General features: G+C 62.1%; 20 protein-coding genes. 5 read left to right on the forward strand and 15 right to left on the reverse strand.

All coding sequences use genetic code 11. From position 1 onward, the window contains the following. Positions 1-14: 14 nt before the first annotated feature. Positions 15-1,613, reverse strand: coding sequence for a GMC family oxidoreductase (locus tag NYQ88_RS12940; RefSeq protein WP_275651548.1), 1,599 nt, complete (start codon positions 1,611-1,613; stop codon positions 15-17). Here NYQ88_RS12940 and NYQ88_RS12945 point away from each other — a divergent pair. Genes NYQ88_RS12945 through NYQ88_RS12955 form a run of 3 tightly spaced genes read left to right on the forward strand, consistent with a single transcriptional unit; the run spans position 1,612 to position 3,601 of the window. Continuing rightward, the gene (locus tag NYQ88_RS12945; RefSeq protein ID WP_275651549.1) at positions 1,612-2,064 is read left to right on the forward strand and encodes a hypothetical protein; all 453 of its coding nucleotides are present in this window, start codon (positions 1,612-1,614) and stop codon (positions 2,062-2,064) included. The genes NYQ88_RS12940 and NYQ88_RS12945 overlap by 2 nt on opposite strands. Before the next feature lie 2 nt (positions 2,065-2,066). After that, complete coding sequence (locus NYQ88_RS12950; protein ID WP_275651550.1) at positions 2,067-2,465, forward strand: RidA family protein; 399 nt, start codon at positions 2,067-2,069, stop codon at positions 2,463-2,465. Further along, positions 2,465-3,601 carry a DegT/DnrJ/EryC1/StrS family aminotransferase gene (locus NYQ88_RS12955; protein WP_275651551.1) on the forward strand — a complete coding sequence of 379 codons (1,137 nt, stop codon included), beginning with the start codon at positions 2,465-2,467 and terminating at the stop codon, positions 3,599-3,601. The genes NYQ88_RS12950 and NYQ88_RS12955 overlap by 1 nt, the downstream gene beginning before the upstream one ends. A gap of 39 nt (positions 3,602-3,640) precedes the next feature. On the opposite strand, the gene NYQ88_RS12960 is transcribed toward NYQ88_RS12955, so the two are convergent. From NYQ88_RS12960 to NYQ88_RS13015, 12 genes are all read right to left on the reverse strand, one after another. Beyond that, a complete protein-coding gene (locus NYQ88_RS12960; protein WP_275651552.1) occupies positions 3,641-5,359 on the reverse strand; it encodes a hydantoinase B/oxoprolinase family protein in 1,719 nt (572 codons plus the stop codon). Next, complete coding sequence (locus tag NYQ88_RS12965; protein WP_275651553.1) at positions 5,356-7,401, reverse strand: hydantoinase/oxoprolinase family protein; 2,046 nt, start codon at positions 7,399-7,401, stop codon at positions 5,356-5,358. Before NYQ88_RS12965 ends, NYQ88_RS12960 begins: the two co-directional genes overlap by 4 nt. Before the next feature lie 108 nt (positions 7,402-7,509). Further along, on the reverse strand, positions 7,510-8,154 hold the full coding sequence (locus tag NYQ88_RS12970) for a GntR family transcriptional regulator (RefSeq protein WP_275651554.1): 645 nt from the start codon (positions 8,152-8,154) through the stop codon (positions 7,510-7,512). A 198-nt stretch (positions 8,155-8,352) separates the two neighbouring features. Next, a complete protein-coding gene (locus NYQ88_RS12975; protein ID WP_275651555.1) occupies positions 8,353-9,105 on the reverse strand; it encodes a TIGR02186 family protein in 753 nt (250 codons plus the stop codon). Further along, the gene (locus tag NYQ88_RS12980) at positions 9,105-10,037 is read right to left on the reverse strand and encodes a sulfite exporter TauE/SafE family protein (protein ID WP_275651556.1); all 933 of its coding nucleotides are present in this window, start codon (positions 10,035-10,037) and stop codon (positions 9,105-9,107) included. Before NYQ88_RS12980 ends, NYQ88_RS12975 begins: the two co-directional genes overlap by 1 nt. Positions 10,038-10,103: 66 nt before the next feature. After that, positions 10,104-11,045, reverse strand: a complete 942-nt coding sequence (locus NYQ88_RS12985) for a formylglycine-generating enzyme family protein (RefSeq protein ID WP_275651557.1) — start codon at positions 11,043-11,045, stop codon at positions 10,104-10,106. After that, on the reverse strand, positions 11,042-13,507 hold the full coding sequence (locus tag NYQ88_RS12990) for a glycoside hydrolase family 3 C-terminal domain-containing protein (RefSeq protein ID WP_275651558.1): 2,466 nt from the start codon (positions 13,505-13,507) through the stop codon (positions 11,042-11,044). The genes NYQ88_RS12985 and NYQ88_RS12990 overlap by 4 nt, the downstream gene beginning before the upstream one ends. Before the next feature lie 3 nt (positions 13,508-13,510). Next, positions 13,511-15,055 carry a sulfatase gene (locus tag NYQ88_RS12995; RefSeq protein WP_275651559.1) on the reverse strand — a complete coding sequence of 515 codons (1,545 nt, stop codon included), beginning with the start codon at positions 15,053-15,055 and terminating at the stop codon, positions 13,511-13,513. Positions 15,056-15,077: 22 nt separating this feature from the next. Further along, entirely contained in the window at positions 15,078-16,859 is a 1,782-nt protein-coding gene (locus tag NYQ88_RS13000) for a sulfatase-like hydrolase/transferase (protein ID WP_275651560.1), read from the reverse strand. A gap of 3 nt (positions 16,860-16,862) precedes the next feature. Beyond that, positions 16,863-17,675 carry an ATP-binding cassette domain-containing protein gene (locus NYQ88_RS13005; protein WP_275651561.1) on the reverse strand — a complete coding sequence of 271 codons (813 nt, stop codon included), beginning with the start codon at positions 17,673-17,675 and terminating at the stop codon, positions 16,863-16,865. Next, complete coding sequence (locus tag NYQ88_RS13010) at positions 17,672-19,435, reverse strand: dipeptide/oligopeptide/nickel ABC transporter permease/ATP-binding protein (protein ID WP_275651562.1); 1,764 nt, start codon at positions 19,433-19,435, stop codon at positions 17,672-17,674. The genes NYQ88_RS13005 and NYQ88_RS13010 overlap by 4 nt, the downstream gene beginning before the upstream one ends. Further along, entirely contained in the window at positions 19,435-20,373 is a 939-nt protein-coding gene (locus NYQ88_RS13015; RefSeq protein ID WP_275651563.1) for an ABC transporter permease, read from the reverse strand. Before NYQ88_RS13015 ends, NYQ88_RS13010 begins: the two co-directional genes overlap by 1 nt. 203 nt (positions 20,374-20,576) lie before the next feature. On the opposite strand from NYQ88_RS13015, the gene NYQ88_RS13020 reads away from it, so the two are divergent. After that, positions 20,577-21,497, forward strand: coding sequence for a LysR family transcriptional regulator (locus tag NYQ88_RS13020; protein WP_275651564.1), 921 nt, complete (start codon positions 20,577-20,579; stop codon positions 21,495-21,497). 111 nt (positions 21,498-21,608) lie between these two features. On the opposite strand, the gene NYQ88_RS13025 is transcribed toward NYQ88_RS13020, so the two are convergent. Next, entirely contained in the window at positions 21,609-23,117 is a 1,509-nt protein-coding gene (locus tag NYQ88_RS13025) for an ABC transporter substrate-binding protein (protein ID WP_275651565.1), read from the reverse strand. A gap of 339 nt (positions 23,118-23,456) precedes the next feature. On the opposite strand from NYQ88_RS13025, the gene NYQ88_RS13030 reads away from it, so the two are divergent. Next, complete coding sequence (locus NYQ88_RS13030; RefSeq protein WP_275651566.1) at positions 23,457-23,777, forward strand: hypothetical protein; 321 nt, start codon at positions 23,457-23,459, stop codon at positions 23,775-23,777. 81 nt (positions 23,778-23,858) lie between these two features. On the opposite strand, the gene NYQ88_RS13035 is transcribed toward NYQ88_RS13030, so the two are convergent. Further along, positions 23,859-25,901 carry a M3 family metallopeptidase gene (locus NYQ88_RS13035; protein WP_275651567.1) on the reverse strand — a complete coding sequence of 681 codons (2,043 nt, stop codon included), beginning with the start codon at positions 25,899-25,901 and terminating at the stop codon, positions 23,859-23,861. Positions 25,902-25,917 lie beyond the last annotated feature (16 nt).

Consider the following 25,917-nt stretch of genomic DNA (forward strand, 5'->3'; position numbering starts at 1 on the left):
GCACCCGGTTTTGATCAAGCGTGGCGGGTCGCCACGATGTGGTCAGCGGTTCTGAGGGCAAGGGCCTGCGCTGTCGCCGTCGGGTTGATCGCTGCGGAAGTGACGAAGACGCTGGCGTCGGCCAGGTAGAGATTGGGGACGTCGTGACAACGACCGAAGGGATCCACCACAGAAGTCTTGGCGTCCTCGCCCATGCGCGCGGTGCCCATGATGTGGAATCCGGCTTCTGCCCTGAGCTGTGTCTCAAAGATCTCGGTCGCCCCGGCCAGCCGCAACACCTCCTCCGCCCGCTCCATCCCGAAATCGAGGATCTTTCGCGAGTTTTCGGAGAGCGTGTAGGTCATCTTCGGGGCCGGCAGGCCATCGCTGTCCTTGAGCACACTGGACAGCGTGATGGTGTTGTGAAGCTCGGCAAGGTCCTCGGCACAAACAGTGAAGCCGCAGACATGGTCGAAGCGCTTCTCGAACGCCTCGTGGTGCCCTGCTCCCCAGGGCAGCGCCTCGCCGTAGACCGCGCCCTTCGCCAGCGCGAGCGGGCCAGGCCCTCCGGTCAGCTGCAGTTTGAGACCGCGCTTGAAATCATGCTCAGGTCGCGTGGCGTAGAACTCGAACGAGACCAACCCCGCCTTCTCCCCGCTCACCCAGGCACCGACCGGCTCCTCGAAGTGACCGTCGACGCGCGCATAGGGATGCAGCATCAGATTGCGGCCGACGAGGCCCGAGCTGTTGGCGAGACCGTCCGGGAACATCTCGGAGGCCGACAGCAGAAGCAGGCGCGGCGTACCCATGCCATTGCCGCTGATGACGAAGCGTTTTCCAGTGACACGAAATTCACCAATTTCGCTTTTGCACAGCGCCGACGTTACCAGTCTGTTAGCATTGTGCTCGAGTTTGATAACGCGTGTGCCCGTCAAAAAGCGCGCGCCTGCGACGACAGCCTCCCTTGCAAAAGCCCGGTCAGCGCCCGAGCGCACACGGCTCGGACAGCCCAGATCGCAAGGTCCGATATGGGTACAATGGCCGTTCTCGGGCGCATCGCCATCCCGGCCGACGACCAGATCGACCGGCCACCAGTGCCAGCCCAACTGATTGAACACCTTGGCGATTTTAGTCCCGTGCGCACCGATCGTCGGCAGCGTCAGGGCATGTTCGGCATGCGGCGCAGCCGAGGGGTCACCCGGATACGACGCCACGCCCCAACGGTCTTCATTGAGCTGGTAATAGGCCGCGAGGTCCTCATAGGAGACCGGCCAGTCGTCACCCACGCCATCGAGCATGTTGACCCGGAAATCCTCAGGCCGGAACCGCGGAACATGGGCCGACCAGTACACCGAGCTCCCGCCAATACCGTTGCCGATCATAGGTTTAATGGGCGTGTCGACGTCATCGACCGGATAGTCATAGGCGCCCCGACGCACGTTCGGATTGGAGTGCAGGACGCTCCCCCGACGCCCCTCCCAATCCGCCGCATCCCGACCGATGGCCTCGTAGTCGAACCACTCCCCACGATCGATGCAGATCACATCCACACCCTGACTGGCCAGTCTCCACGCGACGGCAGCGCCTGTCGGCCCGGCTCCGATGATCACCACGTCTGCACTCAAATCACGCATGAAAATTCTCTATCAAAATGGAAAACCTATGACGGGAATACATAATCAAATCACAGATTTCAACACGTCAGATATAGCAATTCTCCATGCAGAACTCATTCCAGGCTGCACGAATACTGACAGCTATACTGCCATGTCACCTTCATATCTGAATGAGCTGGCGACGAAGATTTCAGACGCGGAAAAAGATGCCATATCGGCGCTGCTGGAAGCCTTGTCCTCAGCGGCGAGTGGCTCCCGTCCCGCGCTGATCGCAGCGTTCGAGGCGGATCATCCGGCGCTGTTCAAGCGCCTCTACGGCGACCTCATCACCTTCTTCTACAGCACCGAAGAAGCCCAGAAACGCATCCACGCTCTCGCCAACGCAGCACCGCGTGAGGCGTCAGCAAATTTCGATCCGGCGCTTCTCGACGCCGTCATTGCCAATCAATCCGGAAAGCGGAGACTTTGAAAATGTCCAATGAAATCATCCTCACCAGCCCGCCGGACGTGTTTCCGGCAGCCAATTACGAGCACGTCTCCATTGCCGGGGACTTCGCCTATGTCGCCGGTCAGGTGGCCCGCGACGAGAACGGTCAGTGGGTCGGCATCGGTGATGCCGGTGCTCAGGCCACGCAGGTCTACAAGAACATCGGCCGCATCCTCGCCCATATCGGGGCGACACCCAAGGATGTGGTCAAGATCATGGTTTTCCTCACAGATCGGGCCGACGCTCCGGCCGTCAGTGCAGCGCGCAAGGCGTTCTTCGGCGACCATCGCCCGCCCCACAGCGGCATCATCATCGGCGGTCTTGGCTCGCCAGAGGTGAAGGTCGAGATCGAAGTCATCGCATATGTTCCAGGCAGGAAGTGATGGCAGTTCCATTCCACAATCATCAGCGCCTCTATAAGCGCCGGAAGCCTGAAATCGACGCCGCGATCGCGCGCGTGATCGCCAGTGGTCGGTTCGACTGGGGTGATGAAGTGCCCGCCTTCGAGGCCGAATTCGCCGCCTGGCTGGGCGCGAACCATGCGGTCTGCGTCAATTCCGGCACAGCCGCCCTCAAGGTCGCTCTCCTCGCCCTCGACATTGGGCCGGGTGACGAGGTGATCACCGTCGGCAATACCGACATAGCCTCCTCTTCGTCCATTCACCACACCGGCGCCCGCCCGGTCTGGGGGGAAATCGATGCGATCAGCAAGTGCATGGATGTGTCGGCGCTGCGCGCTGCCATTACCCCGCGCACCAGGGCCATCCTGCCCGTCGACCTCTATGGGCACCCGGCGGACATGAAGGCGATCATGGCCATCGCGCGCGAACACAATCTCGTCGTGGTGGAAGATGCGTGCCTCAGCCTCGGCGCAACCATCGATGGCCAGAAAATCGGGACATTCGCTGACATCACCTGTTTCAGCTTTGCCCCGTCAAAACATCTGGGCAGCTTCGGCAGCGGCGGGGCAGCCATCACGCAAAGTGCCGAGCTGGCAGAGAAAATGCGCAAGCTTTCCGCCTATGGCCAGGAGCGGGCCCGCCATTACACCATGCATGGGCCAGGCGGCATGAGCGCCCTCCATCACGAGACGCACGGGCTCAACGAGCGGCTGGACGAAATGCAGGCCGCGATCCTGCGCGCCAAGCTGCCAGATCTGGACAATATGCTGGCTGACCGCCGTGCCCAGGCAACGCGCTATAGCGAGGGTCTGGCCGGGACGGGTCTAGATCTGCCGCAAACCCTGCCGGGGTATGGCCATGCATGGCGCAATTACGTCATTGAGGCTGACGATCGCGACGGCCTCGCCAACCGGCTCGCCCAGCGCGGAATTGCGACCAATCTGACCTATGCTCCGCCCATGCACCTGCAGCCGGTCTTCGCCGATTACGGGGTCAGCATCGGCAGCTATCCGGTTACGGAACGCGCCGCGGTGCGCCTGCTCGGCCTGCCCATTGGGCCACAATTGACGATGGACGAAATCGACGAGGCCATCTCAGCAATAAGGGCGGTGGCATAAGCCACCGCCCCTTTTCAGTCTCTGCCGGGTGCTTGTCCTCTACCCCTGGAGGGCAAGCGCCTGTTCCACACGAGCAGCGCCATAGTCGCGCTCTGCCGCAGCGCGGCTGACTTTCTCTTCGCGAAGATCCCTTGCAATATCCTCGAGCGCCCGCTCGCTTGGATCGCCATAGCCGCCACCGCCGAGTGTCTCGACGCGGATCACCTCGCCAACCGACAGGGTCAGGCCATTGGCTTTGGAATGAAGGATTTCCTCATTCGGCTGGCTCGGATTGCGCAGGATGCGGGTGGTATTGGAGGACTTGCCCCCAAACACACCCGGAGCCGGGATGACGTGCGCATCCGAGCGTGCGGAGAACGTGGTGTTGTCCTCGCGTATGCGGATCTGGCGCACCATGCCCATGCCGCCACGATGACGGCCAGCGCCACCGGAATCGGTCACGAGGGCATATTCATCAAGTATCAGCGGATATTCGAGCTCCAGCGCTTCGGCCGGAAGATTGGTCGAGTTCACTGTGTGGACGTGCACGCCATCCATGCCGTCACGGTCGGAGAAGGCACCTGCCCCGCCGCCCATGCTCTCGGGATAGACGTAAGTTGCCTGACGTTCATTGTGCCAGCCGGACACCGAGACCGCTGAGGTGGAGTCATTGCACGAGGCCATGACCCGGTCAGCCGGCATCGCCTGGTAGAGCGCGCCGAACACGGCGCCACAGAGACGGTTCGAAGTCACTGCACGGGCAGCCACGGCGGCAGGCGCCTTGGGGTTCACGATCGTTCCAAGCGGCGCCGAGATGGCGATCGGATCGATGATCCCCTGGTTGGGCATCAGGCCCGGATCGAGGACGGCTTTCACACAGTAATAGATGGAGGCCTTGAGCGCGCTGTCGGGCAAATTGATTGCGCCGCGCGCCTGCGGGCCAGACCCGTCAAAGGAGAAGGACAGGCGATCGCCATCTACCGTCGCCGTGCAGACGATCGGCACGGGCTCACCGGGGAAACCATCGTCGTCCATCGACCGCTCGAACGTATAAACACCATCCGGCAGGGCCGCGACGCGATTGCGCAGCCGACGCCGCGTATAGGTCAGAATATCTTCGATCGCCTGTTCGACAGCCGGCCAGCCCATGCGCTCGATCAGCTGAACGAGCATGGCGCCGCCGCGAACATTAGTGCCGACCTGCGTGCGCAGATCGAGCAGGCGCTCTTCGGGATCGCGGGTGTTGTGGGCGATCAGCTCGAGCAGATCCTCGTCGATCTCGCCTGCACGGGCAATACGGATGATGGGCAGGCGAATGCCTTCCTCGAAGATCGAGCGGGACGCGCCCGATGTCGAGCCCGGCGTCTTGCCACCCACGTCGGCGTGGTGGGCAATGTTGCCGCAGAAGAAGCGCACCTTGCCGTCCTGGTGCACCGGCGTGATGATGGAAATATCCGGCAGATGGCTGCCGCCGGCCAGATAAGGGTCATTGGCGATATAGGCATCGCCGGGCTGCATGGACTCCAGCGGATAGCGCTTGAGCATGGCTTCCACGGCGCCGATCATTGCACCGAGATGGATCGGGATGTGGTCAGCCTGCGTAATCAGCCGCCCATGTGCATCGAAGAGCGCCGTCGAACAATCGCGACGCTCCTTGATGTTGGACGAGAAGGACGAGCGGATCAGGATCGACCCCATATCCTCGGCAATCGCCAGCAGACGGTTGGAGAAAACCTCCATCTGGATGGGGTCTTCGATGTGGTCCTGGTTCGCGCTCATGCGTCGGTCCTCACGACAAGGTTGCCCCAGATATCCGCGCGGACGATTTGGCCCGGCAGGATGAGGCTGGTCGCACTCATTTCATTGACGATGGCGGGACCCACGAGGTCCTGCTCGGAAGGCAGGTCGCCACGATTGTAGATGGGCGTATCGAGCCAGCCGTGGCGAGCGTCGAAATAGACTTTGCGCGAGCCGGTCTGGGCGGCTTCAAAAGATGCTCCGCCCTTCACCTCGGATTGCGGGGCCTTGTCGACATCGCCGATGGCCTGCAGACGCGCGGACACCAGCTGGATCGGTCGGTAATCGATGGCGTAGCCGTACTCCTTGGTGTGCGCAGCGTGGAACCGCTCGACGAGGCCGGCGAGATCGCCTTCAACGAGGCCATCGCAATCGACCTTCACCTCAAAATTCTGGCCGCGATAGCGGGCGTCGAGGATGCGCTTGAACCGGCGCTGGGATGGCGGGACACCTTCCTTGTCCAGCCAGTCGTCCCCTTCGGCTTCCATCGCCGCAAAGAGGGTGAGCACATGTGCCCAGTTCTCTTCGGTCGCGTCCGCAAAATAGCTGCGTACATAGTCCGAGGAGAGATTGGTGAGGAGCATGCCGCGGGCACAGAGCGTGCCGGGCTCACGGGGCAGCAGCACATGCGGCAAGCCGCATTCCACAGCCACTTCCGTCGCGTGCAGAGGACCAGCGCCGCCAAACGCGCAAAGCGCGAAGTCGGACATGTCGTAGCCCTTCTCGACCGAAACCGAGCGAATGGCGCGGCTCATATTGGCATTGGCGATCTGGATGATGCCGTGTGCCGCCTCTTCGAGGGAAATGCCGAGAGGCTCGGCGATCTTCTCGCGGATCACCGTACGCGCGGCTTCGAGATCAATCTCCATCCGACCGCCGAGCAGGGTTTTCGCGTCGAGACGGCCGAGGCAGAGATTAGCGTCGGTGATGGTCGGCTCAGTGCCGCCCCGACCATAGGCAACCGGACCCGGCGCTGCGCCGGCAGAGCGCGGACCAACCTTGAGCGAACCAGCGTCGTCGATAGCGGCAATCGAGCCGCCACCGGCGCCGATGACGTGAATGTCGAGCATCGGTGTCTTGACCGGATAGCCGGCGACGAGGCGCGAATTGGTAAAGAGCGGCGTACCGTTGTCGATCAGCGAAACGTCCGTGGACGTGCCTCCGACGTCAAAAGTGATAAGATTGGGCAGACCGGCAACGCGGCCGATTTCAGCAGCACCCACCACACCAGCGGCCGGACCGGACACGCAGGTGCGGACCGGGTTTGCATAGACCGTGTCAATCGACATCAGCCCACCGTTGGAGTGAATGGTATAGGGCTCGGCGCCGATCCCCACGTCCTTGACGCGATCGCGGAAGCGCTTGAGATAATTGCCCATCTTCGGGCCGACGAAGGCGTTGACCGCCGTGGTCGACATGCGCTCGAATTCGCGGAATTCCGGAAGAATTTCGCTCGAGAGCGTGATGTAGGCGTCCGGCAGCAGGCGCTCGATGACGGCCTTGGCCTTCCCTTCGTGCTCAGGGCGTCGGTAGCTGTGGAGGAAGCAGACGGCAACGCTTTCAACGCCGAGTTCGGCGAGGCGAGCAACCGCAGATTCGAGGGAAGCTTCGTCGAGCTCCTGCAGGACTTCGCCCGCAGGTCCGATGCGCTCCTCAACCTCGACGCGGCGGTCGCGCGTGATCAGAACCGGTGGCTTTTCGACCCGATAGTCATAGATCGAAGGACGCGCCTGGCGCCCCAGTTCGAGCACGTCGCGAAAACCCTTGGTCGTGACCAGGCCGGTGCGCGCACCGCGGCGCTCGATGACGATATTGGTGGCGACCGTGGTGCCGTGCCCAAGATAGCTGACCTCGGCCGCGTCATACCCCAGGAGCCCGAGCATGCCGCGAAGGCCCTGCTCTATCGCTTCCGAAGGATCATGCGGCGTCGATGGCGTCTTGTAAAAATGCACCTCGCCAGAGGCGTCATTGTGGAGGGTAAAATCGGTGAACGTTCCACCGACGTCGACGCCTATTCGATACATCGCAAGTCCTAGTCCGAGGGGTCGCGTGCCGCGACTTCGGGATGCCACTCATCCCTCGGACAGAACCTTGTCATACAGTATACAATTAGGCAACACGCTTGCGCGTTGTCAGCTCTTGATCGAAATGTCGCCGGCCCGCTTGCGGGCAATGAGCAGCATATGGTCCTCGAGCGCGCGCTGGATATCCCGGAAATCCGTCTCCGGCTTGGCGATTTCGGTCAAAATCCAGTCCCGGAACTGCTCGTGCTGCCGCGGGACAGCATCAAGATCCTCGTCGCGAAAACGCTCAAAATTGAAGACGATCAGAACGTGACGCGCGATCGTGTCCCAAAGCGTGCCGACAATCGCATTATCGGCCGCATCGCGGATGGCTCGGTGGAATTCCAGGTCGGCAATCAGCGAGTTCCGCATGCTTCCCGAGCGCGCAGAGATTCGCATCTGGTCGATGGCCGCGTCGAGCACTGAAGGGCTGCCTTTGCCCGCCCGCCAGTTCACAATGGCATCGCGCAGCATGAAGGTTTCGAGCGACAGCCGCACCTCCATGACCTGCTGGGTCACCTGCGGATCGAACGCAGTTACCCTGTAACCCTTGTGCCCGCCACCGCTGATAATCCCTTGAGCATGCAGGACTTTTAGCCCCTCGCGGATGGGAACACGGCTCACACCGAGCTTTTCGACCAAGGTCGTTTCGATGATCCGTTCGCCCGGCGCTATCACGCGGGTCGCGATCGCCTCGGCGATCGTATCGGCCACACTTTCAGACAGGGACAACCGTTTGGGTTGGGGCAAAAGACCCAAGTCGACACCAGCCAAATCGGCCTCCTAAGCGCCCAAAATTGTGTCCTGCTTAGCCGGACAAGCATAAGTCAGCAAGTGGTCATGCTTGATGCATAAGAATCATCACCCGACAATTGGGCGGAAGTAGCATCTGTTTGCCGGCGTGCGCTTTTCCTAGCGCTTGAACAAAACCCCACCGAGCCAGCCCGTCAGCAAAGCCAAAAGGATGGTCGCAAAACCATAGAGTGCTGGGTTCATCCGGGCGGTGTCGGCGACGAAGCGCTCAAAACCTTGGGTGCGCACGGTAAATCGCGTTGTCGCCTCGCCGACAATCTGGCCATTGGAAAAGACGAGCGCCCGCGCGAGATAAAGCCCATTAGTGACGTCGGAGGCCAGCGGCACTCTTACCGAGAAGGCCGTGGGGGACAGCATGTTGACCCCGCGCTCCTCTTCGACGAACCGGCCCGAGCGACGCATGAGCCGCACGAATTCAGCGTCGAAATCTTCGGCCCCCTCATCGCTTCGGGCGAGAACGGCCATGCCGGGAAGGCTCAGTCGCGGCTGGCCGATGATCTCGGGATCGGCGATCTGCGCGAGAGGACTGCTGGAGAGGATAGCGTAATAGCTCGGAGTGGCGGCGTAGTGCGCCGAACCGCTGTTGAGGAAGAGCCCGAACTGCCGCTCTTTTTCGCGCACCACCCAGTCTGACGATGGGCCTTGTACGAGGACCACCACTGAATAGGGACCGCTCGGCGCGCCGGCTGTCGGCTCGATATTGCCGAACAGCGTAATCGCCTGCCCGCGGAAGTTGGAGTGTACGGCCACGACCGGGTCCGAATTGACGAACACCACCTCGACCTGGTCCTGTGCGAACGCCGCAGAAACCAAAGCGAAAAAGGCGAGGATCACGCACTGGAAATGCCGCATCAGACTTCTCCGAACCCGAGCTTTGTCAGCGTGAAAGGATCGTCCGGAGAGATCAGGACGCCGAGCCCGAAACGGATGGCAATGGCGAGAATCAATATTGCCAGCAGCACGCGCAATTTCTCCCCGGGCAGGTGCTGCCCCGCCGAAGCGCCGAACTGCGCCCCGGCCACGCTGCCGACCATGAGGCAGAAGGCAAGGATGGTGTCGACCGACTGGGTCTGCAGGGCATGGAGAAAGCACGTAACAGCCATGACGGCGAGGAGGTGAAGCAGCGAGGTGCCCACGACCACCTTGCCGGGAACGCGCAGGATATACACCAGCGCCGGAACGAGCACGAAGCCACCACCAATGCCCAGCAGGGCCCCGATAATGCCGATAACAAAGCCGATCAACACAACGGGGATGACCGAGATATAGAGCTGGGATTTGCGAAAGCGGGTCCGGAGCGGCAGGCGCTGCACCCACGAAACCTGCCCACGCGGCCGCTGGCTGACGGCAGATTTGCCGCTTCGGCTCTTGAGCAGCGCCCGAACCGACTCGATGAACATCATCGTGCCCACCGATCCGAGGAGGATGAGGTAGCCGAGGGACAAGAAGAGATCAACCTGCCCCCAGGCATTGAAAAGGCCGAAAAGCCAGACGCCAAGGGCTGAGCCGAATACACCCCCGAGGATGAGGAAGCCCCCCATCTTGGCGTCCATCGCGCCACGGCGGAAATAGGACAGCGCGCCCGATGTCGATGATGCCACAACCTGCGCTGTGACAGAGGCGACAGCCACTGGTGCCGGAACGCCGGTGAAGAGCAGCATGGGCGTCAGCAGGAACCCGCCACCGACCCCGAAAATTCCAGAAATGAATCCGATGGCCGCGCCGATCCCGAGGAGGAAAAACAGGTCGACTGAAAGCTCGGCGATCGGCAGATAGATGGGCATTGACGCGCCCTTTAAGTACAGTGCTGTCCGCCTGGGCGGACATGGGAAGATCAGGTCGTTGAGGGGCTAGAGATCGTAAGCAACGCGGAAGCCTGCATTGCTCGCGGCGCTATCGGGGCTCAGGGCCATACGTGCCGCTATACGATAGCGATAGCAATAGGAAATGTGGCACAGGAACGATCCGCCCTTGAGCACTTTTTCCTGATGCTTCAGCGCTTCGCTGTTGCGCAGCTTCGCCTGCTTGGAGAGTGAGCGGACACGAAAGCTGTCGCGGGTCCATTCCCATACATTTCCAGACATCGCGTAAAAGCCAAGCTCGTTCGGAGCAAAGCTTCGCGCTGGAGCGGTCCGCTCAAAACCATCGAGAGCCGTGTTCTGTCGGGGGAATGCGCCCTGCCAGATATTGGCGTGGATCACTTGATCATTGGGCTCTCCCTCGCCCCAGGGGAATCGCCTGCGTACAGCTCCGCCGCGCGCCGCATGCTCCCATTCTGCCTCGGTCGGCAATCGCCCGCCAACCCAGGCAGCGAAGGCCTGTGCATCGGCCCAGGAGATTTGAGTGACTGGATGGTCGAGGCGCTCATCGATGGCGCTTCCGGGCCCCTCGGGCTGACGCCAATTCGCGCCATCGATCTTGTGCCACCATGGCAGGCCCGAGCCCACTGACGCCGCTGCCGCGAGATGTTCTGCGTCGCTGAAAAACACTGCCGACCAGCCAAAGCGCTCGGCTTCGGTGACATAGCCGGTTGCATCCACAAAGGCGGCGAAGCGAGCGACGGTTACCGTCTCTGCTTCCAGCCCAAAGTCGGCAAGGATGACCTCGCGTTCCGGGCCCTCCCCATCCTGGGGAATTTCGGGCGAATTGGTGCCGACAAAACTTCGGCCGCCGCGCACCTTGATCATATTGTGGGGAGCGCCAACCGAAGTCGGCGCGCCCAGTGGAGAGGAGGCTGAAAGCGCCTCCCCTGCCGTCAGTGCGGATCGGGACGAACCGCAGCAATTGCTCATGGCCGCATCTCTATCACAGTGCTCCACTCGACTTCGGCGGTCAGAACGGGCGTATCGGCATCCGTCGCCACGATCAACTTGTATGCGCCGGGAGCCGCCACCCACAATTGCCGTTCCACATCGAAATAGGCGAAGGCGCGGGCGTCGAGGTCCAGCGTGGCGCGACGGCTTTCGCCCGCCTGCAGTTCCAGCTTGGCGAACGCCTTGAGTTCCTTGGCAGGCCGATCGACCGGCGCTGCCGTGGGAGCCACATAAAGCTGGACCACGGCCGAGCCTTTTCTGTCACCCAGATTGCGGACATCAAGGCTAACGCTGACGGCGCCGTCGGTCTCAAATCGGCTACTGTCCACCGACAGGTTTTCGTAGCCAAAGCGCGTGTAGCTGAGCCCAAAACCGAAGGGGAACAGCGTGCTGATGCCGTGCTTGTCATAGTGGCGATAGCCGATATTGAGGCCTTCGCGATATTCCACCTGGCCATCAATGCCGGGGTAGACCAGCGGATCCTGGCTGAACGCCGGATTGTCGGACCAGCGGATCGGGAAACTCTGCGGCAAGCGGCCACCAGGCTCTTCCTTGCCCGTGAGAACATCGGCAATCGCGTTGCCGGTTTCCTGACCGGGGTACCAGGCCTGCAGCAGGCCGGCGACCTGATCGAGCCATGGCATTTCAACGGGACCACCGGTTTGCAGCACGACGATCGTGTTGGCATTGGCGCCGGCGACTGCCGCCACGAGTTCGTTCTGGCGACCAGGCAGTTCGATGGCAGGCAGATCGCTGCCCTCCGTGTCCCATTCGCCATTGCGGCCGACAAACACCAGCGCCACATCAGCGTCCGCCGCGAGGCGTGCAGCATCTGCGATGTGTTCGCTCCCCAGCGGCAGGCCGATGCCCATGCGGAAGGCGGCGACGCCAAGCACAGAAAAGTCTTTCGCGGCAAATTCGATGACGATTTCCGCCGGCTGACCGGCCTCGAGTGGCAGTTCGCCCACCACTTCGTCGCAACCTTCCTCAAAGAAGGTGTGGCCCTTGGACCAATTCGTCCATGCGTCAGCAACGAGGAGGCCATTGACGTAGACACGCGACAGCCCGGCAGAGGCGATGCCGACGCGATAGGTACCCGTGTGTTCCGGCACGAATTGAGCCGTCAGGCGTGCTGAAAAATCGCTCGCCGGCAGCTTTCCGGCTGCAACACGGCCCACCCAGAAGGCTTCGGCACCCTGCATCTTCTCGGTATGAACGACTTCGCCGCCGAGCTTCCGGTCGCCAAAGAACTCCACTGTCAGCTCAGACGGGAGCAATGGTTCATAGCGCGTGTTGCCGCAGCCTTGCGCGTAGGTCAGTTGCTCTTCACCGCAAGCAGCAACGAGCCCTTCCCATGGAGAAACGCGGTAGTGCGGATTGATCTGGGAGGAGCCGCCACCCATGATCTGGGCAACCTTGGCGTTGGGACCGATGACGGCGATGCGCTGCCCGGGCTTAAGCGGCAGGACGTTATCGTTCTTGAGCAGCACTGCGCCTTCGGCACCGGCGCGACGGATCAGTGCACGGTTTTCGGGGCGATCTTCGGCCCGCTCTTCGAAGGGACGGAAATCGGAAATCGCTCCAGTCCATTCCATGACGGAGAGCACAGAGCGGACGCGCTCACGGACGGTTTCGCGAGAGACGTCACCGGCTTCCACGGCGGCGACCAGCTTGGCGCCACGATCGCGAGCGGGGCCCGGCATCTCGAGATCGAGACCAGCATTGACCGTGGGCGCAGTGGAATGGGAGCCGAACCAGTCGGACATGACGATGCCGTCAAAGCCCCATTCGCCGCGCAGAACGTCGGTCAACAGCCAGTTATGCTCGGAAGCAAAGGTGCCGTTGATCTTGTTGTAGGCGGTCATGACGCCCTTGGTGCCCGCCTTTTTGACCGCCCACTCGAAGGGGATCAGATAGATTTCGCGCAGGCTTCGCTCGTCGATGACCGAGCTCATCGTGGTGCGCTCGATCTCGGACTCATTGCCGGCAAAATGCTTGATCGTGGCCGAAATGCCGTTTTCCTGCAGGCCGATGATGTAGGCCGAGGCCAGTTCGGCGGTGAGGATCGGGTCCTCGGAATAGCATTCGAAGTTGCGGCCATTGGTGACCGAGCGCTGGATGTTGACCGTGGGGGCCAGCAGCATATGCGCGTTTTTGGATTTCACCTCACCCGCAAGAGCAGCGCCAACCTCATGGAGAAGCTCAACATTCCAGGTTGCCCCGAGGCCGATGCCGACGGGGAATGCCGCCGCCTTGACGCCGCCCAGCAGGCCGCCGCCACCGCGGGCACCATTGGGGCCGTCCGAGACGCGCAGCTTGCCGATGCCGAGCCGCTCGATGGAAGGCAGGGACCAGAAGTCCTCGCCCGAGAGCAGGGAGACCTGCTCCTCGAGAGTCATCGCATCCAGGAGGGCTTCGATTTTCTGGTTCAAATTGGTCATCGGTCAGGCTGCCAGGCTGGACAGCACTGCGGCGCTGTCGTGTTCAGGAATGTCACCAATCTCGGCCATCTTCTGATCGAGCTGAGACAACATATGTTTGAAAACAGAGGCATAGGCGGGATCGTTGGCAAGGTTGACCAGCTCGTGCGGGTCGCTCTCACAGTCGAACAGCTCCCACTCGGGGGCCGCGCCATTGGGGCGGGCGCCGAGCTGTCCGAGGTCGTCATTGTACCAATAGATCAGCTTGTAACGGGGATCGCGCACACCGTAATGGGCCCAGCACTCGTGGATTTCGTCGTTATGCATCCAGTAGCGGTGGTAGGTAAGTTGCTGCCACTGCTCAGGAGTTTTCCCCTCCAGCACCGGGCGCATGGAACGGCCCTGCATGTAGTTGGGGACCGGCAGTCCGGCATAGTCGAGGAAGGTGGGCGCGAAGTCGACATTGCAGGAAATGTCGCTGCTGACCGACCCTGCCGGGATGGCGTTCGGGTAGCGGACGAGGAACGGCATCTGCAGCGATTCCTCGTACATGAAGCGCTTGTCGAACCAGCCGTGCTCGCCCAGGAAGAAGCCCTGGTCCGAGGTGTAGATGACTATCGTATTGTCGGCCAAGCCCTTTTCGTCGAGATAGTCGAGCAGTCGCCCGACGTTCTCGTCAATGGACTGGACCGTCCGCAGATAGCGCTTCATGTAGCGCTGGTATTTGAACTCGGCGAATTTGTCCGGGTCGTCGAAGGTGAAGTTCTCGCCGGTTGAGGCGCAGATGACCGTGGTGGTCTGGCCGGGCAGAAGCTCGGGGATCTTGCGCATCCACGGGATGAAGTCGAGCATCAGTGGGCCGACTTTTTCCGCAGGGCCAGAAGGGGTTACGAGACCAAGGTCCTCGTAGTTCATGTCCGAGCGGATGCGCATCTTGGCCGCGGCGGCGGCTGCGGCGCGGTTGGAATAGTCGTCGTTGAAGGTTTCGGGGAGCGGGATGTCCTCATCTGCCCAGAGGTGATTGTACTTCGGGTGCGGCTCGAAATTGCGGTGCGGGGCCTTGTGATGACACATCAGGAAGAACGGCTGATCGTCTGATTTCTTAATGAAATCAAGGCTCAAGTCGGTGATGATGTCCGTGGCATATCCCGGGATGCGGCGGCTGCCATCGGGGAAGATAAATTTCGGGTCCCAGTAGTCGCCCTGCCCCGGCAACACCGCCCAGTCGTCGAAGCCGGTGGGATTGTGGGCCTTGCCCTCGCCCATATGCCACTTGCCGAACATGCCGGTGCGATAGCCGCCCTGCCGCAAGTGCTTGGCGACATTGGGCAATCTGTTGTCGATCTCGGTGTAGAGCGTGGTCACGCAGTTGACGTGATTATAGGTGCCGGTGAGGATCGCCGCCCGGCTGGGGGTGCAGATCGAGTTGGTGACGTAGGTTGCGTCGTGGCGCATGCCTTCGTTGGCCAATCGATCGATGTTGGGCGTTGAATTCAGCCCCGCGCCATAGGCGGAAATGGCCCGCGCGGCGTGGTCGTCGCTCATGATGAAGATGATATTCGGACGCATGGTAACTTCCTGAATTCAAACGCTATTCTGCTGCAACTGCGCCCTGGAGCGCGTGCTCCAGACTGTCCAGTCGGGCCTTGTCGAGGTGGGGGACCATGCCGGCAATTTCGAGCAGGGTCTTGTCGCGGAAGATGGGCGGAATGGTGCCGCTGGACAGCGATGGCAACGCGTTCACCAACACCGCCTTGGTGTCACTATTTGCTAGCAGACTGTTGACGTTGAGGGTCGCAATCAGCGCATTTGGTGAGAACTCGTCGACATTTGGCGCGTGGCGCTGTCCCGCCTCGACCTGAGCCCATTGTTTGTCGATGAGCAGATGCTCTTCGGTGACCGGGCCGGTGGTGGGCAGACCCAGACGTTCGTACTGGCTGGGCGGGGCATCGTTCTCGCGCATGAGGCGGACGAGCATGTCGGCCATGCGCAATTCAAGCGCAGCGTCACGAAGGGGTGTGGTCTGGCCCGGGTCGGTTTCGAGGTCGTAGAGCAGCGTGCCGAATTCGGCGGGGCCGCGCATGGTCCAGCCGGTCATGCGCATGACCGGAGCGCCCTTGGTGAAGGAGAAGCCGGGGTGCATCCCGACGTCCTTGAACTCGCTGGGTTCAAAACGGGTGCGCATGTGTGTGGGCATGAGCGTGTGTTCGAGGAGCGGCGTATTGGCCGGTTCGGCGGAGGCGCGCATATAGACATAGCGCCCGTCGGTGACACTGACATGGCCGCCGAAGATGCCGAAGAGGCCCCCTTCGCGCACAGGCGTGTCGTTGGCGACAGTGTCCTTGAGCGGACGGCCCAGCATGTCGGGCGTCGGCTGGAGGCCGAAGAAGTCGAGTAGTGTCGGCGCGATGTCGATGGTCTGCACCAGCGACTGGCGGCGTTCACCGGCGACGCGGGAACGCGGGTCCCAGACGAAGAACGGGGTGTGGATGGTCTCGTCATACCAGGGCATGACGGACTTGCCCCACCAGCCGCGCTCGCCCAGCATATAGCCGTGGTCGGTGCAGACGATGAGCATGGTGTCGTCCCACATGTTCTTTTCGTCCATGAGGTCGAGGACGCGCCCGAGATTGGCGTCGCACATGGAAAGCAGCGCGAGGTAACGCCGCTTGGCGTGTTCGATGGTCGAGCCGGATTCGGTGACCCGTGCATAAGGCGGCCAATCGAAATCATCGCCATTATCGAGCGGACTGTCCGGATAGAGCCGGTGGTACTGGTCGTAGCTGAAGAAAGGCTCGTGCGGATCGAAGGTTTCGAGCTGCAGCATCCAGTTGTCAGCGGCGGCATTGGTCTCGATGAATTCGAGGCCGGCATTAAAGGTCAGCGTCTGGGGATGATCGGCCTCGTCTGACAGATAGGTCCGGTTGATCCCGTCCTGGGTCTGCATGCGATAGAGGATATCCTTGAGGCGGGAGCTGTCGTTCTTGTCGACCACACCCTTCCAGAGATCGCCTTCCTGCCCGCGGAAGAACTCATAGCTCGAATAGCGGTTGTGATAGGTGGCGCCGCCATCTTCCCAATAGTGCTGATGGTCGGTGACCATGTGGGTGTAGACGCCGTTCCTGGAGAGGATCTCCGGCGCGGAATCGTCGAAGGGCTCGATGGGACCCCAGGAGCGGTGCAGGAAATTATAGCGGCCGGTGTGCAGCTCGCGACGCGCGGGCATGCAGGGCATGGAGCCGGCATAGCTGTTGTCGAAGGTCGCCGTGCGTTCGGCCAGCCGGGTGAAGTTGGGTGCGTGGGTCAGGACATCGCCATAGGGCGGCAGGAGGCGCCGGTTCAGGCTGTCAAACATTACTACGATGGCACGCATAGATCAGGCTCCGGCAGTAAGGGCACGAAAGGCAGCGCGGCGCTCGGCCTGACGCACGGGGTCGGCCACGGGGGCGGCCAGCAGCAGGCGACGGGTATAGTCGTGCTGGGGATGGGCAGTGACCTGATCGCACTCGCCGAACTCGACGATCTCCCCGCCCCGCATGACGGCGACACGGTGGGAGATGTGGCGGACCACCGACAGGTCGTGGCTAACGAAGAGATAGGCGACGCCGGTGCGCTCCTGGATCTCGACGAAGAGATCGAGCACGCGGGCCTGGGTCGAGAGATCGAGCGCCGAGACCGGCTCATCGCAGACGATCAGCTTTGGCGAGAGCGCCAGGGCCCGGGCGATCGCGACACGCTGGCGCTGGCCGCCGGAAAATTCCCGCGGGTAGCGATGGGCGGCGTCGCTCGGCAGGTTCACCTGATCGAGCAGGCCGCGCACGCGGGCCGTGGCGTCGGCCTTGCTGGCCTGACCACGGGCGACGATGGGCTCGACCAGAATATCCTCAATGGTCATCGAGGGATTGAGCGAGGTGTACGGGTCCTGGAACACAGCCTGAATGGAGGCCGCGTCGCCCTTGCGATCGCGCGGGGCGATGCCGGCGATCTCCTGGCCTTCAAAGCGGATACGCCCCGAGGTGACCGGACCAATGCCGAGGATGGCGCGACCCAGCGTGGTCTTGCCCGAACCGCTCTCGCCCACGAGGCCGACGGTTTCACCCGGACGGACGGTGAGGTTGATGTTCTTGAGGACGTGATGGTTGCCAAAGTGGGTGTTCACGTCGATGCATTCGACAATCAGATCGCTCATGCCGAGACTTCCTTGGCTTGGTGCGGCCGGTAGACACGCGGCGTGACATCGTCGAGCACGGCCGCAAGCAGCATCTTGGTGTAGTCGTGCTGTGGATCGTGGAAGAGCGAGACCACATCGCTGGTTTCGACAACGCGCCCGTCGCGCATGACCGAAACCCGGTGGCAGATGTCGGCCACGACACCGAAGTTGTGGGTGACGAGAACCACCGACATGTTGAGCTCTGTCTGCAGGTCGCGCATCAGCTCGAGCACTTCGGCCTGGACGGTGACGTCGAGCGCCGTGGTCGGCTCATCGGCGATCAGCAGGTCGGGGCTGCAGGAGATGGCGCGGGCGATCAGCACGCGCTGGGCCATGCCGCCGGATATCTGGTGGGGATAGGCGTTGAAGGTCCGCTTGGGGTCCGGCATGCCGACGCGGGCAAGAAGCTTGAGCGCACGCGCCTTGGCTTCGGCCTTGGAGATGCCCAGCACGGTGACCATGGGCTCGGTCAGCTGGTAGCCGATGCGGAAGGCCGGATCGAGATTGCTCATCGGCTCCTGCGGCACATAGGCGATGCGCTTGCCGCGCAGTTTGCGCATCTCGTCTTCGGGCAGATTGGCGATGTCGCGGCCATCAAACCAGATCGAGCCCGAGAGAATGCGGCCACCGGTGGAGAGCAGGCCGAGGACGGCGAAGGCCGTCTGGGTCTTGCCCGAGCCGCTTTCGCCGACGAGGCCGAGGACTTCGCCACGGCGCAGCTGCAGGGACACACCCTTGACCACTTGGGTCCATCCCGTCTTGGTCGGATAGCCGACGACGAGATCGCGGATGTCGAGGAGGATGTCCGTGTCCGCAGGCGGGTTGCCGGCGGGCTTGGCGACGACCGGGAGCTCCGGAGCCGCGGCAACACGGTTGCCCTGCTGCAGGCGGTCGCGAATGGCGTTGGCAAGCAGCACGAAGGAGGCGACCGTCACCGAGATGGCGAGGCCCGGCCAGAGAATGGCGGTGGGCACGACGAACATGTTGCCGAACGCATCCTGCAGCATGCCGCCCCATGTGGGCACAGAGGGATCACCGAGGCCGAGGAATTCGAGGCCCGCCTGAATGACGATGGAAACGCCCGCGACGATGGAGATCTGGATGATCACCGGGGCGCGGATGACGAGCAGGATATGGCGCGCGATGATGCGCATGTCCGAGAGGCCAGACACGCGAGCCGCATCGACATAGAGCTCGTGCTTGACGCCGTTCACCAGGTTTCGCGTCAGGCGATAGAAGCCGGGCGCCAGCATGATGCCGAAGATGACCATCGACACCTGGATCGAGGAGCCGAGCGAGCGGTAGAAGGCCAGCAGAACGATGAGGGACGGCAGGGCCATGAGGGCATCGGACACCCAGCTCATCACCATTTCGCGGCGGCCACCGAAATAGCCGGCGAAAAGACCCGCCGTGACGCCGACAAAGGCGGCAACCGAGATGGCGATCAGGGCGCCGATCAGCGTGTTGCGGGCGCCATAGACGAGACGCGAGAAGATATCGCGACCCGAGCCGTCGCCACCGAGCAAATAGCCGTCGCCCGGCGGGGCGTTGATCTTGAAGATCTGCAGCTCACCCGGTCCAAAGGGGGCGATCTGCGGCGCAAAGACAGCAGCGCCGATGATGACGACCAGAAGGATGGAAGCGAGAAGGCCGAGCGGATTGGTGAGCACCGAGCGCAGGAGGCTTTCGCGCGGCGCAGCAGGCGCCAGAGCGGGCGTTGGGGATGGGGCAGCGGACATCAGAGCCTCACCTTCGGGTTAACCCATGCATTGATCAGGTCGATGACGATGTTCACGAGCACGACGAGAATGATCATGGTGACGACGACACCCATGAGGACGGGAATGTCGCCAGTGAGTGCGGACTGGACGGTGATCGAGCCAAGGCCGGGAATGGCGAAGACGCGCTCGATGATGGCAGCGCCGCCAAGGAGGGCGATGAACTGCACCGAGAGCACTGTCAGCGCCGCCGGCATGGCGTTGCGCAGGGCATGGCGGAAGAGAACCGAGGCGGGACTGATGCCCCCTGCCCGCAGCGTGCGGACATAATCCTGACGAAGCGCGTCGATCATGGCGCCGCGCACCTGCTGGGAGGCGGAGGCAACCCCCGAGAGCACCAGCGCGGCAACCGGCAGGGCCAGAGACGCTGCCCAGCCAATGGGCGAGGTGGTGAAATCGACATAGCCGGTAGCCGGCAGCCAGCGCAGATTGAGCGCAAAGACGACGACGAGGATGAGGCCCAGCCAGAAGTTTGGCAGGGAAAAGCCGACGACGCTGATCACCTGGATGATGCGATCGGCCCAACCCCCACGCACTGCGGCCAGAATGCCGAGCAGCGCAGAGACGATGGTGATGGCCACGATAGCGAGGGTGACCATGGAGAGGGTCACCGGAAGGCGACCGGCGAGGATCTTGGAGACGCTCTCGCCCATGGTCCAGGACATGCCAAGATCGCCGCGCACGGCCTTGGCGACCCAGGCGCCGTATTGCTCGTGCAGCGGCTTGTCGATGCCCATGCGAGCTTCGAGTTCGGCGATCTGCTGATCGGTAGCGTTATCGCCCAGGATATTCTGGGCCACGTTGTCGGCGCCACCGAAAACGAGGGCGAAGGTCAGCGTGGTGACGAGGGCGAGAAGAAAGAGGCTCGAAACGAGGCGCTTGGACACATAGCTAAGCACGGGAAGGCTTCCTTTCGGCAAGGAGAGCGACTGGGAGGCGGTTGCCCCCCTCGGCGCGGCGGCCGGTGATGATCATGATTGATGACCTCCTCATCGCCCGCGCCTCGTGGGCCTGCGGGTCGTTCTTGCGCTGGTGATAGCAGTTGAAGCGATGCACCGAAAATGCAAAAACTGCCATGAGCGATAAGTAGGATGCATAAGTAATGCTCGACCAGATCACCCATCTTTTTCGGCTGCGCACCATCCTCGAGGAAGGCAGCCTGCGCCGCGCCTCCGAGAAGCTGAACGTGACGCAGCCGGCGCTGTCGCGCTCGCTGGCCCAGCTCGAGGCCTATTTCGGCCAGCAACTGGTCAAGCGCCATGCGCGCGGGGTGGTGGCGACGCCATTCGGGGCGAAGGTGCTGTCGGTTTCAAACAGAATCGAGCGCTATTGGGAGATCGCGGAGCAGGAATTGCGCAGCGATGTCAGCGACGAAAAGACGGTGTTCCGCATTGCCGGCGGGCCGGTGTGGCGCTCGGGCGTGCTGGCGGGCGTGCTGGCAGAACTGCAGAACCGGCATCCGAACATCCTGATCGAATTCACCGCAATCAGCGTCGCCAAGTCATTGGACGATCTGCACGAAGGGCGGCTGGATGTGGTGTTTACCGGCGTGTCCTTCGACAGCGGCCCGAGCCGGCGGCTGTCGCGGGTAAAGCTCACCGATGTCGCCAACCATGTGATGGCGCGGGAGGACCACCCCCTGCTCCGCGATGGGCAGCCATTCGAGATGGAACGGCTGCTGGACTATCCCTGGATCGTCTATTCCGAATTGCCGGCCTATCGCGAGATCACCCAGCACATGATCTCCCAGCATCTGGGGGCGGCGCCGTCGGTGCGCTTTGTCTGCCAGAGCCTGCTTTCGGTGCTTACGCTGCTGCAGCAGAGCGATTGCCTCTGTGTGCTGCCGCATCTGGCGGTGGAGTTCGTCAACTCGCCGCGCATCGTGCCGATCGACCTGCCGCTGCAGCGGAACACGGCTGAGGTCGGGTTGATGTTCCGCAGCGAACTGGGCGACTGGGCGCCGCTGCAGACGCTTGTGGCGATGTCGCGGGAGAAGTTTGGCCTGGCCGAGGAGCCGAACTAGCCGCTCTCGCCGGGCTGCGAAACTGAGTCCGCACACCGCCGCTACACATTGAAATCAAAACAATAAAGGCGGCCATTGACTGGCCGCCCCTGCACGAATGTCTTGGGAGGACTATTCGGCTTTTGAGTAGTTCCGGATCGGCGACACAACGTTGGTCGACTGCAGGTCCACCTTAACCTCCTTGTTGGTGAGGTAGATGGTGTCGCGGCGATACATGGGCGCGTAGAAGGCGTTCTCGACCATGTAGGCGTTGAGGTCCTTGTAGAGCTGAACCTGGGCGTCGCCAGTGGCGTAGAGCGTCTTGTCCAGCATCTCGAGGAAAGCCGGATCGGCAACCTTGGAGGTGTTCCACGGGGAATCCGGGAAGCCGAACTTGCGGTATTCGGACCATTCGCCCTGATAGCCGAACTGGAACACATAGGCCGGGAAGCGGCCCGAGCGCAGCTCGGTGATGGTGGCGTTCGGAGCGACCTTTTCCCACTTCACCGTGATGCCGACATCATTGAGGAATTTCTCGATGATCGGGTGGAAGGCGGTAAAGGCGTTGGTTTCGGGCATGAACAGCTCAAAACCATCGGGATAGCCGGCTTCGGCCAGCAGGGCCTTGGCGGCTTCAGGATCGTAGGAATAGACCTCGTCCAGTTCCTCGACATAAGCCTGGCTGGTGGCGGGGAAGATCTGGTCGGACAGACGGCCATAGCCGAGTTCGACGAATTCAAGGATCGACTTGGCGTCGAAGGCCATGTTCAGCGCCTTGCGGACGCGCACATCGGCCAGAGCGGGCGTGATCTTGCCTTCGCGGTCGGCGATGATGAGGCCGAACCAGTCGACGTCAATGCGGTTGACCGTCAGGCCATTGGCCTCGGCATCGGCAACGGCACGGGCTTCGCTCATGCCGGCGTCAATCTGGCCGGACTTAAGCGCGTTCAGGCGGGCAACGCCGTCACTGATCGGGGTGATGGTGACGCGCTCAAACGGGAAGGCCTCGGCGTTCCAGTAGTCGGCATTGCGATTGAAGACGTACTGACGACCAATGGAGGAATTGTCCACGTCGTAGACATAGGGGCCCGAGCCGATCGGATTATTGGCAGAACCTTCGACACCCAGGATTGCCGGGGAAGCCATGGCGCCACCAACGACAGCCAAGTTCTGCAGCAGGCTCGGGTCAGGCTCGCCGAGGTGCAGGTTCACCTCGAAATCGGAGATGATTTCGACCTGGGAAATCGGGGCTGCCATGAAGCTGTTCTGGCCAGCGCCGGTCTTGAGATATTCGATATTGGCCTTGACGGCTTCAGCATTGAAGGGCGTGCCATCGGTGAAGCTGACGCCTTCGCGCAGCTTGAGATTGAGCACACTGGCGTCGGCATTGTACGACCACTCGGTGGCCAGGTTCGGACCGATCTCGCCATTGGGCTCCCGCACCAGCAGCGTGTCGAATACAGGCGACCAGAACTGCATCTGGTTGCCGATCATCAGCTGGGCGCGATCGAAACTGTTGTTGTCCAGGGTTGCCGCCAAGGCGAGCGTATCCGCATCGTTCGCAACCTGTGCAAGAACCGAGGGTGCCGCACTGACCATAAGGGCTGCTGCAAGCATGGCCGACATGAGCCGCTTCTTCATCGCTTATCCTCCCGTGGCCGTCTTGGGTTGCGGCCAGACTTCGTCCGACTCCTGTGCCGGATAGTGCAGGAGGTATCAGCGTCAGACATAAACGAGAAATGCAATTAGCCGCACGGGTGATAGGTTTTTGTTATAACTCACAGTGAAATCGATACCGGGATCACACAGTGCCCTGGAGGGATCATTGAACATGATATTTTGTCTGTAGCCGGGCCGCTTCCCAGCAAAAATTACCACAGGTTAACGTTTGGCCGATGGTTTCTCCCAAAAGGCAACTGGCAGACAGAACCCGCGTTTGAACGGGGCCAGACAAACTGGCTTTCCAAAGGAGGAAATGGAATGAACGTGAGATCTGTTTTGTCGATCGCCGCCCTCGTTTCCGCAATGTCCCTGCCCGGTTTTGCCGTGGCACAGGACGCCCACATGATCAGCGGCAAGGATGTGCCAGCCGATCAGGTGACGGCTGTTCAGGAAAAATGCGACGAGCTGCGCAAGACCGAAGCCGAACAGGACGCTGCTGCAACCGATGAGAGCACAAGTGCTCCTGCTGCAGACGCTTCCACCACCGCCGGCTGGAACGCCGACGCAACCATGATTGATCTCGAGGCTCTGACTGTCTCGATGTGCGACGAAGGCAATTTCGCCGCGAGCGCAATGTAATACAGTTTTGGCCCCGCCTCCGCCGGCAGGGCCAGTTGCATCAAAAAGGGCAGAGGCCAGAGGCCTCTGCCCTTTTCTGTGTCAGGCTTCCGCGCCCTCGGCAGTGACGAGGCCCCTGCCCTCGAGCAAGGCCTGAACTTCGGGCGGGCGCCCGCGGAACAGGCGATAGGCTTCAGCAAAGTCGCGTTTGCCTCCCGCCGAATAAATATAGTCGTAGAGGCGCTTGGCGGTATCGGGATCAAAGGGATCGCCGGCTTCCTTGAAGGCGCCGAAGCCGTCAGCGTCGAGCACCTCGCTCCAGAGGTAGCTGTAATAGCCGGCCGCATAACCATCGCCCGAGAACAGGTGGAGGAAGTGCGTGCTGGCGTGGCGCAGCGCGATCACCTTGGGCATGGAGATGCTGTCCAGCACCTTGGCCTCGAATTCGGCAACAGAACCATTCATCGGACCGGAATGGTAATCCATGTCCAGAATGGCCGAAGAGACGAACTCCACGGTTTCAAAACCGGAATTGGCCGTGCGTGCGGCGCGCATCCGCTCGAGGAGAGCCTCCGGTATGGCCTCCCCGGTTTCCACATGGGTGAGACGGGCTAGAACCGGCGCTTCTTCCAGCCAGTGCTCGAAGATCTGGCTGGGCAGTTCGACGAAATCGCGCACCACGCTGGTGCCGGAAATGCGCGGATAGGTGACGTCGGACAGGAGGCCATGCAGGCCGTGGCCCATTTCGTGGAAGACAGTGCGGGCCTCGTCGAGCGAGAGCAGCGCCTTCTGGCCTTCGGGCGGTTTGACGAAATTGCAGGTGTTGACGATGAACGGGATCTGCACGCCGTCGAGTTTCGACTGATCGCGGAACGAGGTCATCCAGGCGCCGGAGCGCTTGCCGGGGCGAGCGTAATAATCGCCGTAGAAGAGGCCGATGACGGCACCGCCGCGGATCACTTCCCAGACGCGAACGTCCGGGTGATAGCCCGGAATGTCCTCGCGCGGCACGAAGGTGAGGCCGAACAGTTTTTCGGCGACGAAGAAGGCAGCGTCGACGACATTGTCGAGCTGCAGATAGGGTTTGAGTTCGTTTTCGTCGAAATCGTAGCGGGCGACGCGGAGCTTTTCGGCAAAGTAACGCCAGTCCCATGCTTCGAGCGGCTCGGCCTGGCCTTCGGACCGGGCGAGGTCCTGCAGGGCCTCGCGATCGGCTTCGGCACGCTTGCGGCCACCTTCCCAGACCTGTTCGAGCAGAGCACGGGCGGCTTCGGGGGAGCCGGCCATGCTGTCGGCGAGTTTGTAGGCGGCGTAGCTGTCGTAGCCTAGGAGTTTTGCCTGTTCGGCGCGCAGGGCGACGATCTCCTCGATGAGGGCAGAATTGTCGTTCTTGTTGGCATTGGCGCCGCGCTTGACGAAGGCGCGCCAGATTTTCTCGCGCACGCCGCGATCCCGGGCGAAGTGCAGGATCGGCTCGACGCTGGAGCGCGATGGCGTGACGGCGAAGGGGGCATTGAGCTTGCGGTCACGTGCGGTCTCGGCCGCTGCGGCGCGGGCAAAGTCCGGAAGGCCCTCCATTTCGGCTTTGCTGAGGGTGAAGACCGTCTCCTGCTCGTCGGCGAGCACATTCTGGCCGAACTGGGTGCCGAGAGTGGCGAGGCGCTCGGAAATGGCTGCGTAGCGGTCGCGCTCAGCGTCAGTCAGGCGCGCGCCGGAGCGGACAAAATCGAGATGGTAGCGCTCAAGAACGCGCAGGGCTTCGGGATCAAGGCCAAGGCTGTCGCGGCGGGCATAGAGATCATCGATGCGGGCAAAGAGCTTTGCATCGAGGAAGATGGCGTTCCAGTGGCGCGTGACGAGGACGACGATCTCGCGCTCGACTTCCTGAAGAACCTCGCTGGTGGCGGCCGAGGTCAGCTGGTTGAAGACCATCTCGACGCGGCGGAGCGCGCGGCCGGATCGCTCGAGGGCGGCAATGGTGTTGTCGAAAGTCGGCGTTTCGGCATTGGCGCCGATGGCGTCGATCTCGGCGCGGTGCTGTTCCAGCGCGGCGATGAAGGCCGGCTTGAAATGGGCGGTTTCGATGGCATCGAAGGGCGGCGCCTCATAAGGCGTCTCCCAAGTGGTGAAGAACGGATTGGTCACGGGTCGAATCCCTTGG

Source organism: Devosia sp. SD17-2, from assembly GCF_029201565.1.
GTDB lineage: Bacteria > Pseudomonadota > Alphaproteobacteria > Rhizobiales > Devosiaceae > Devosia.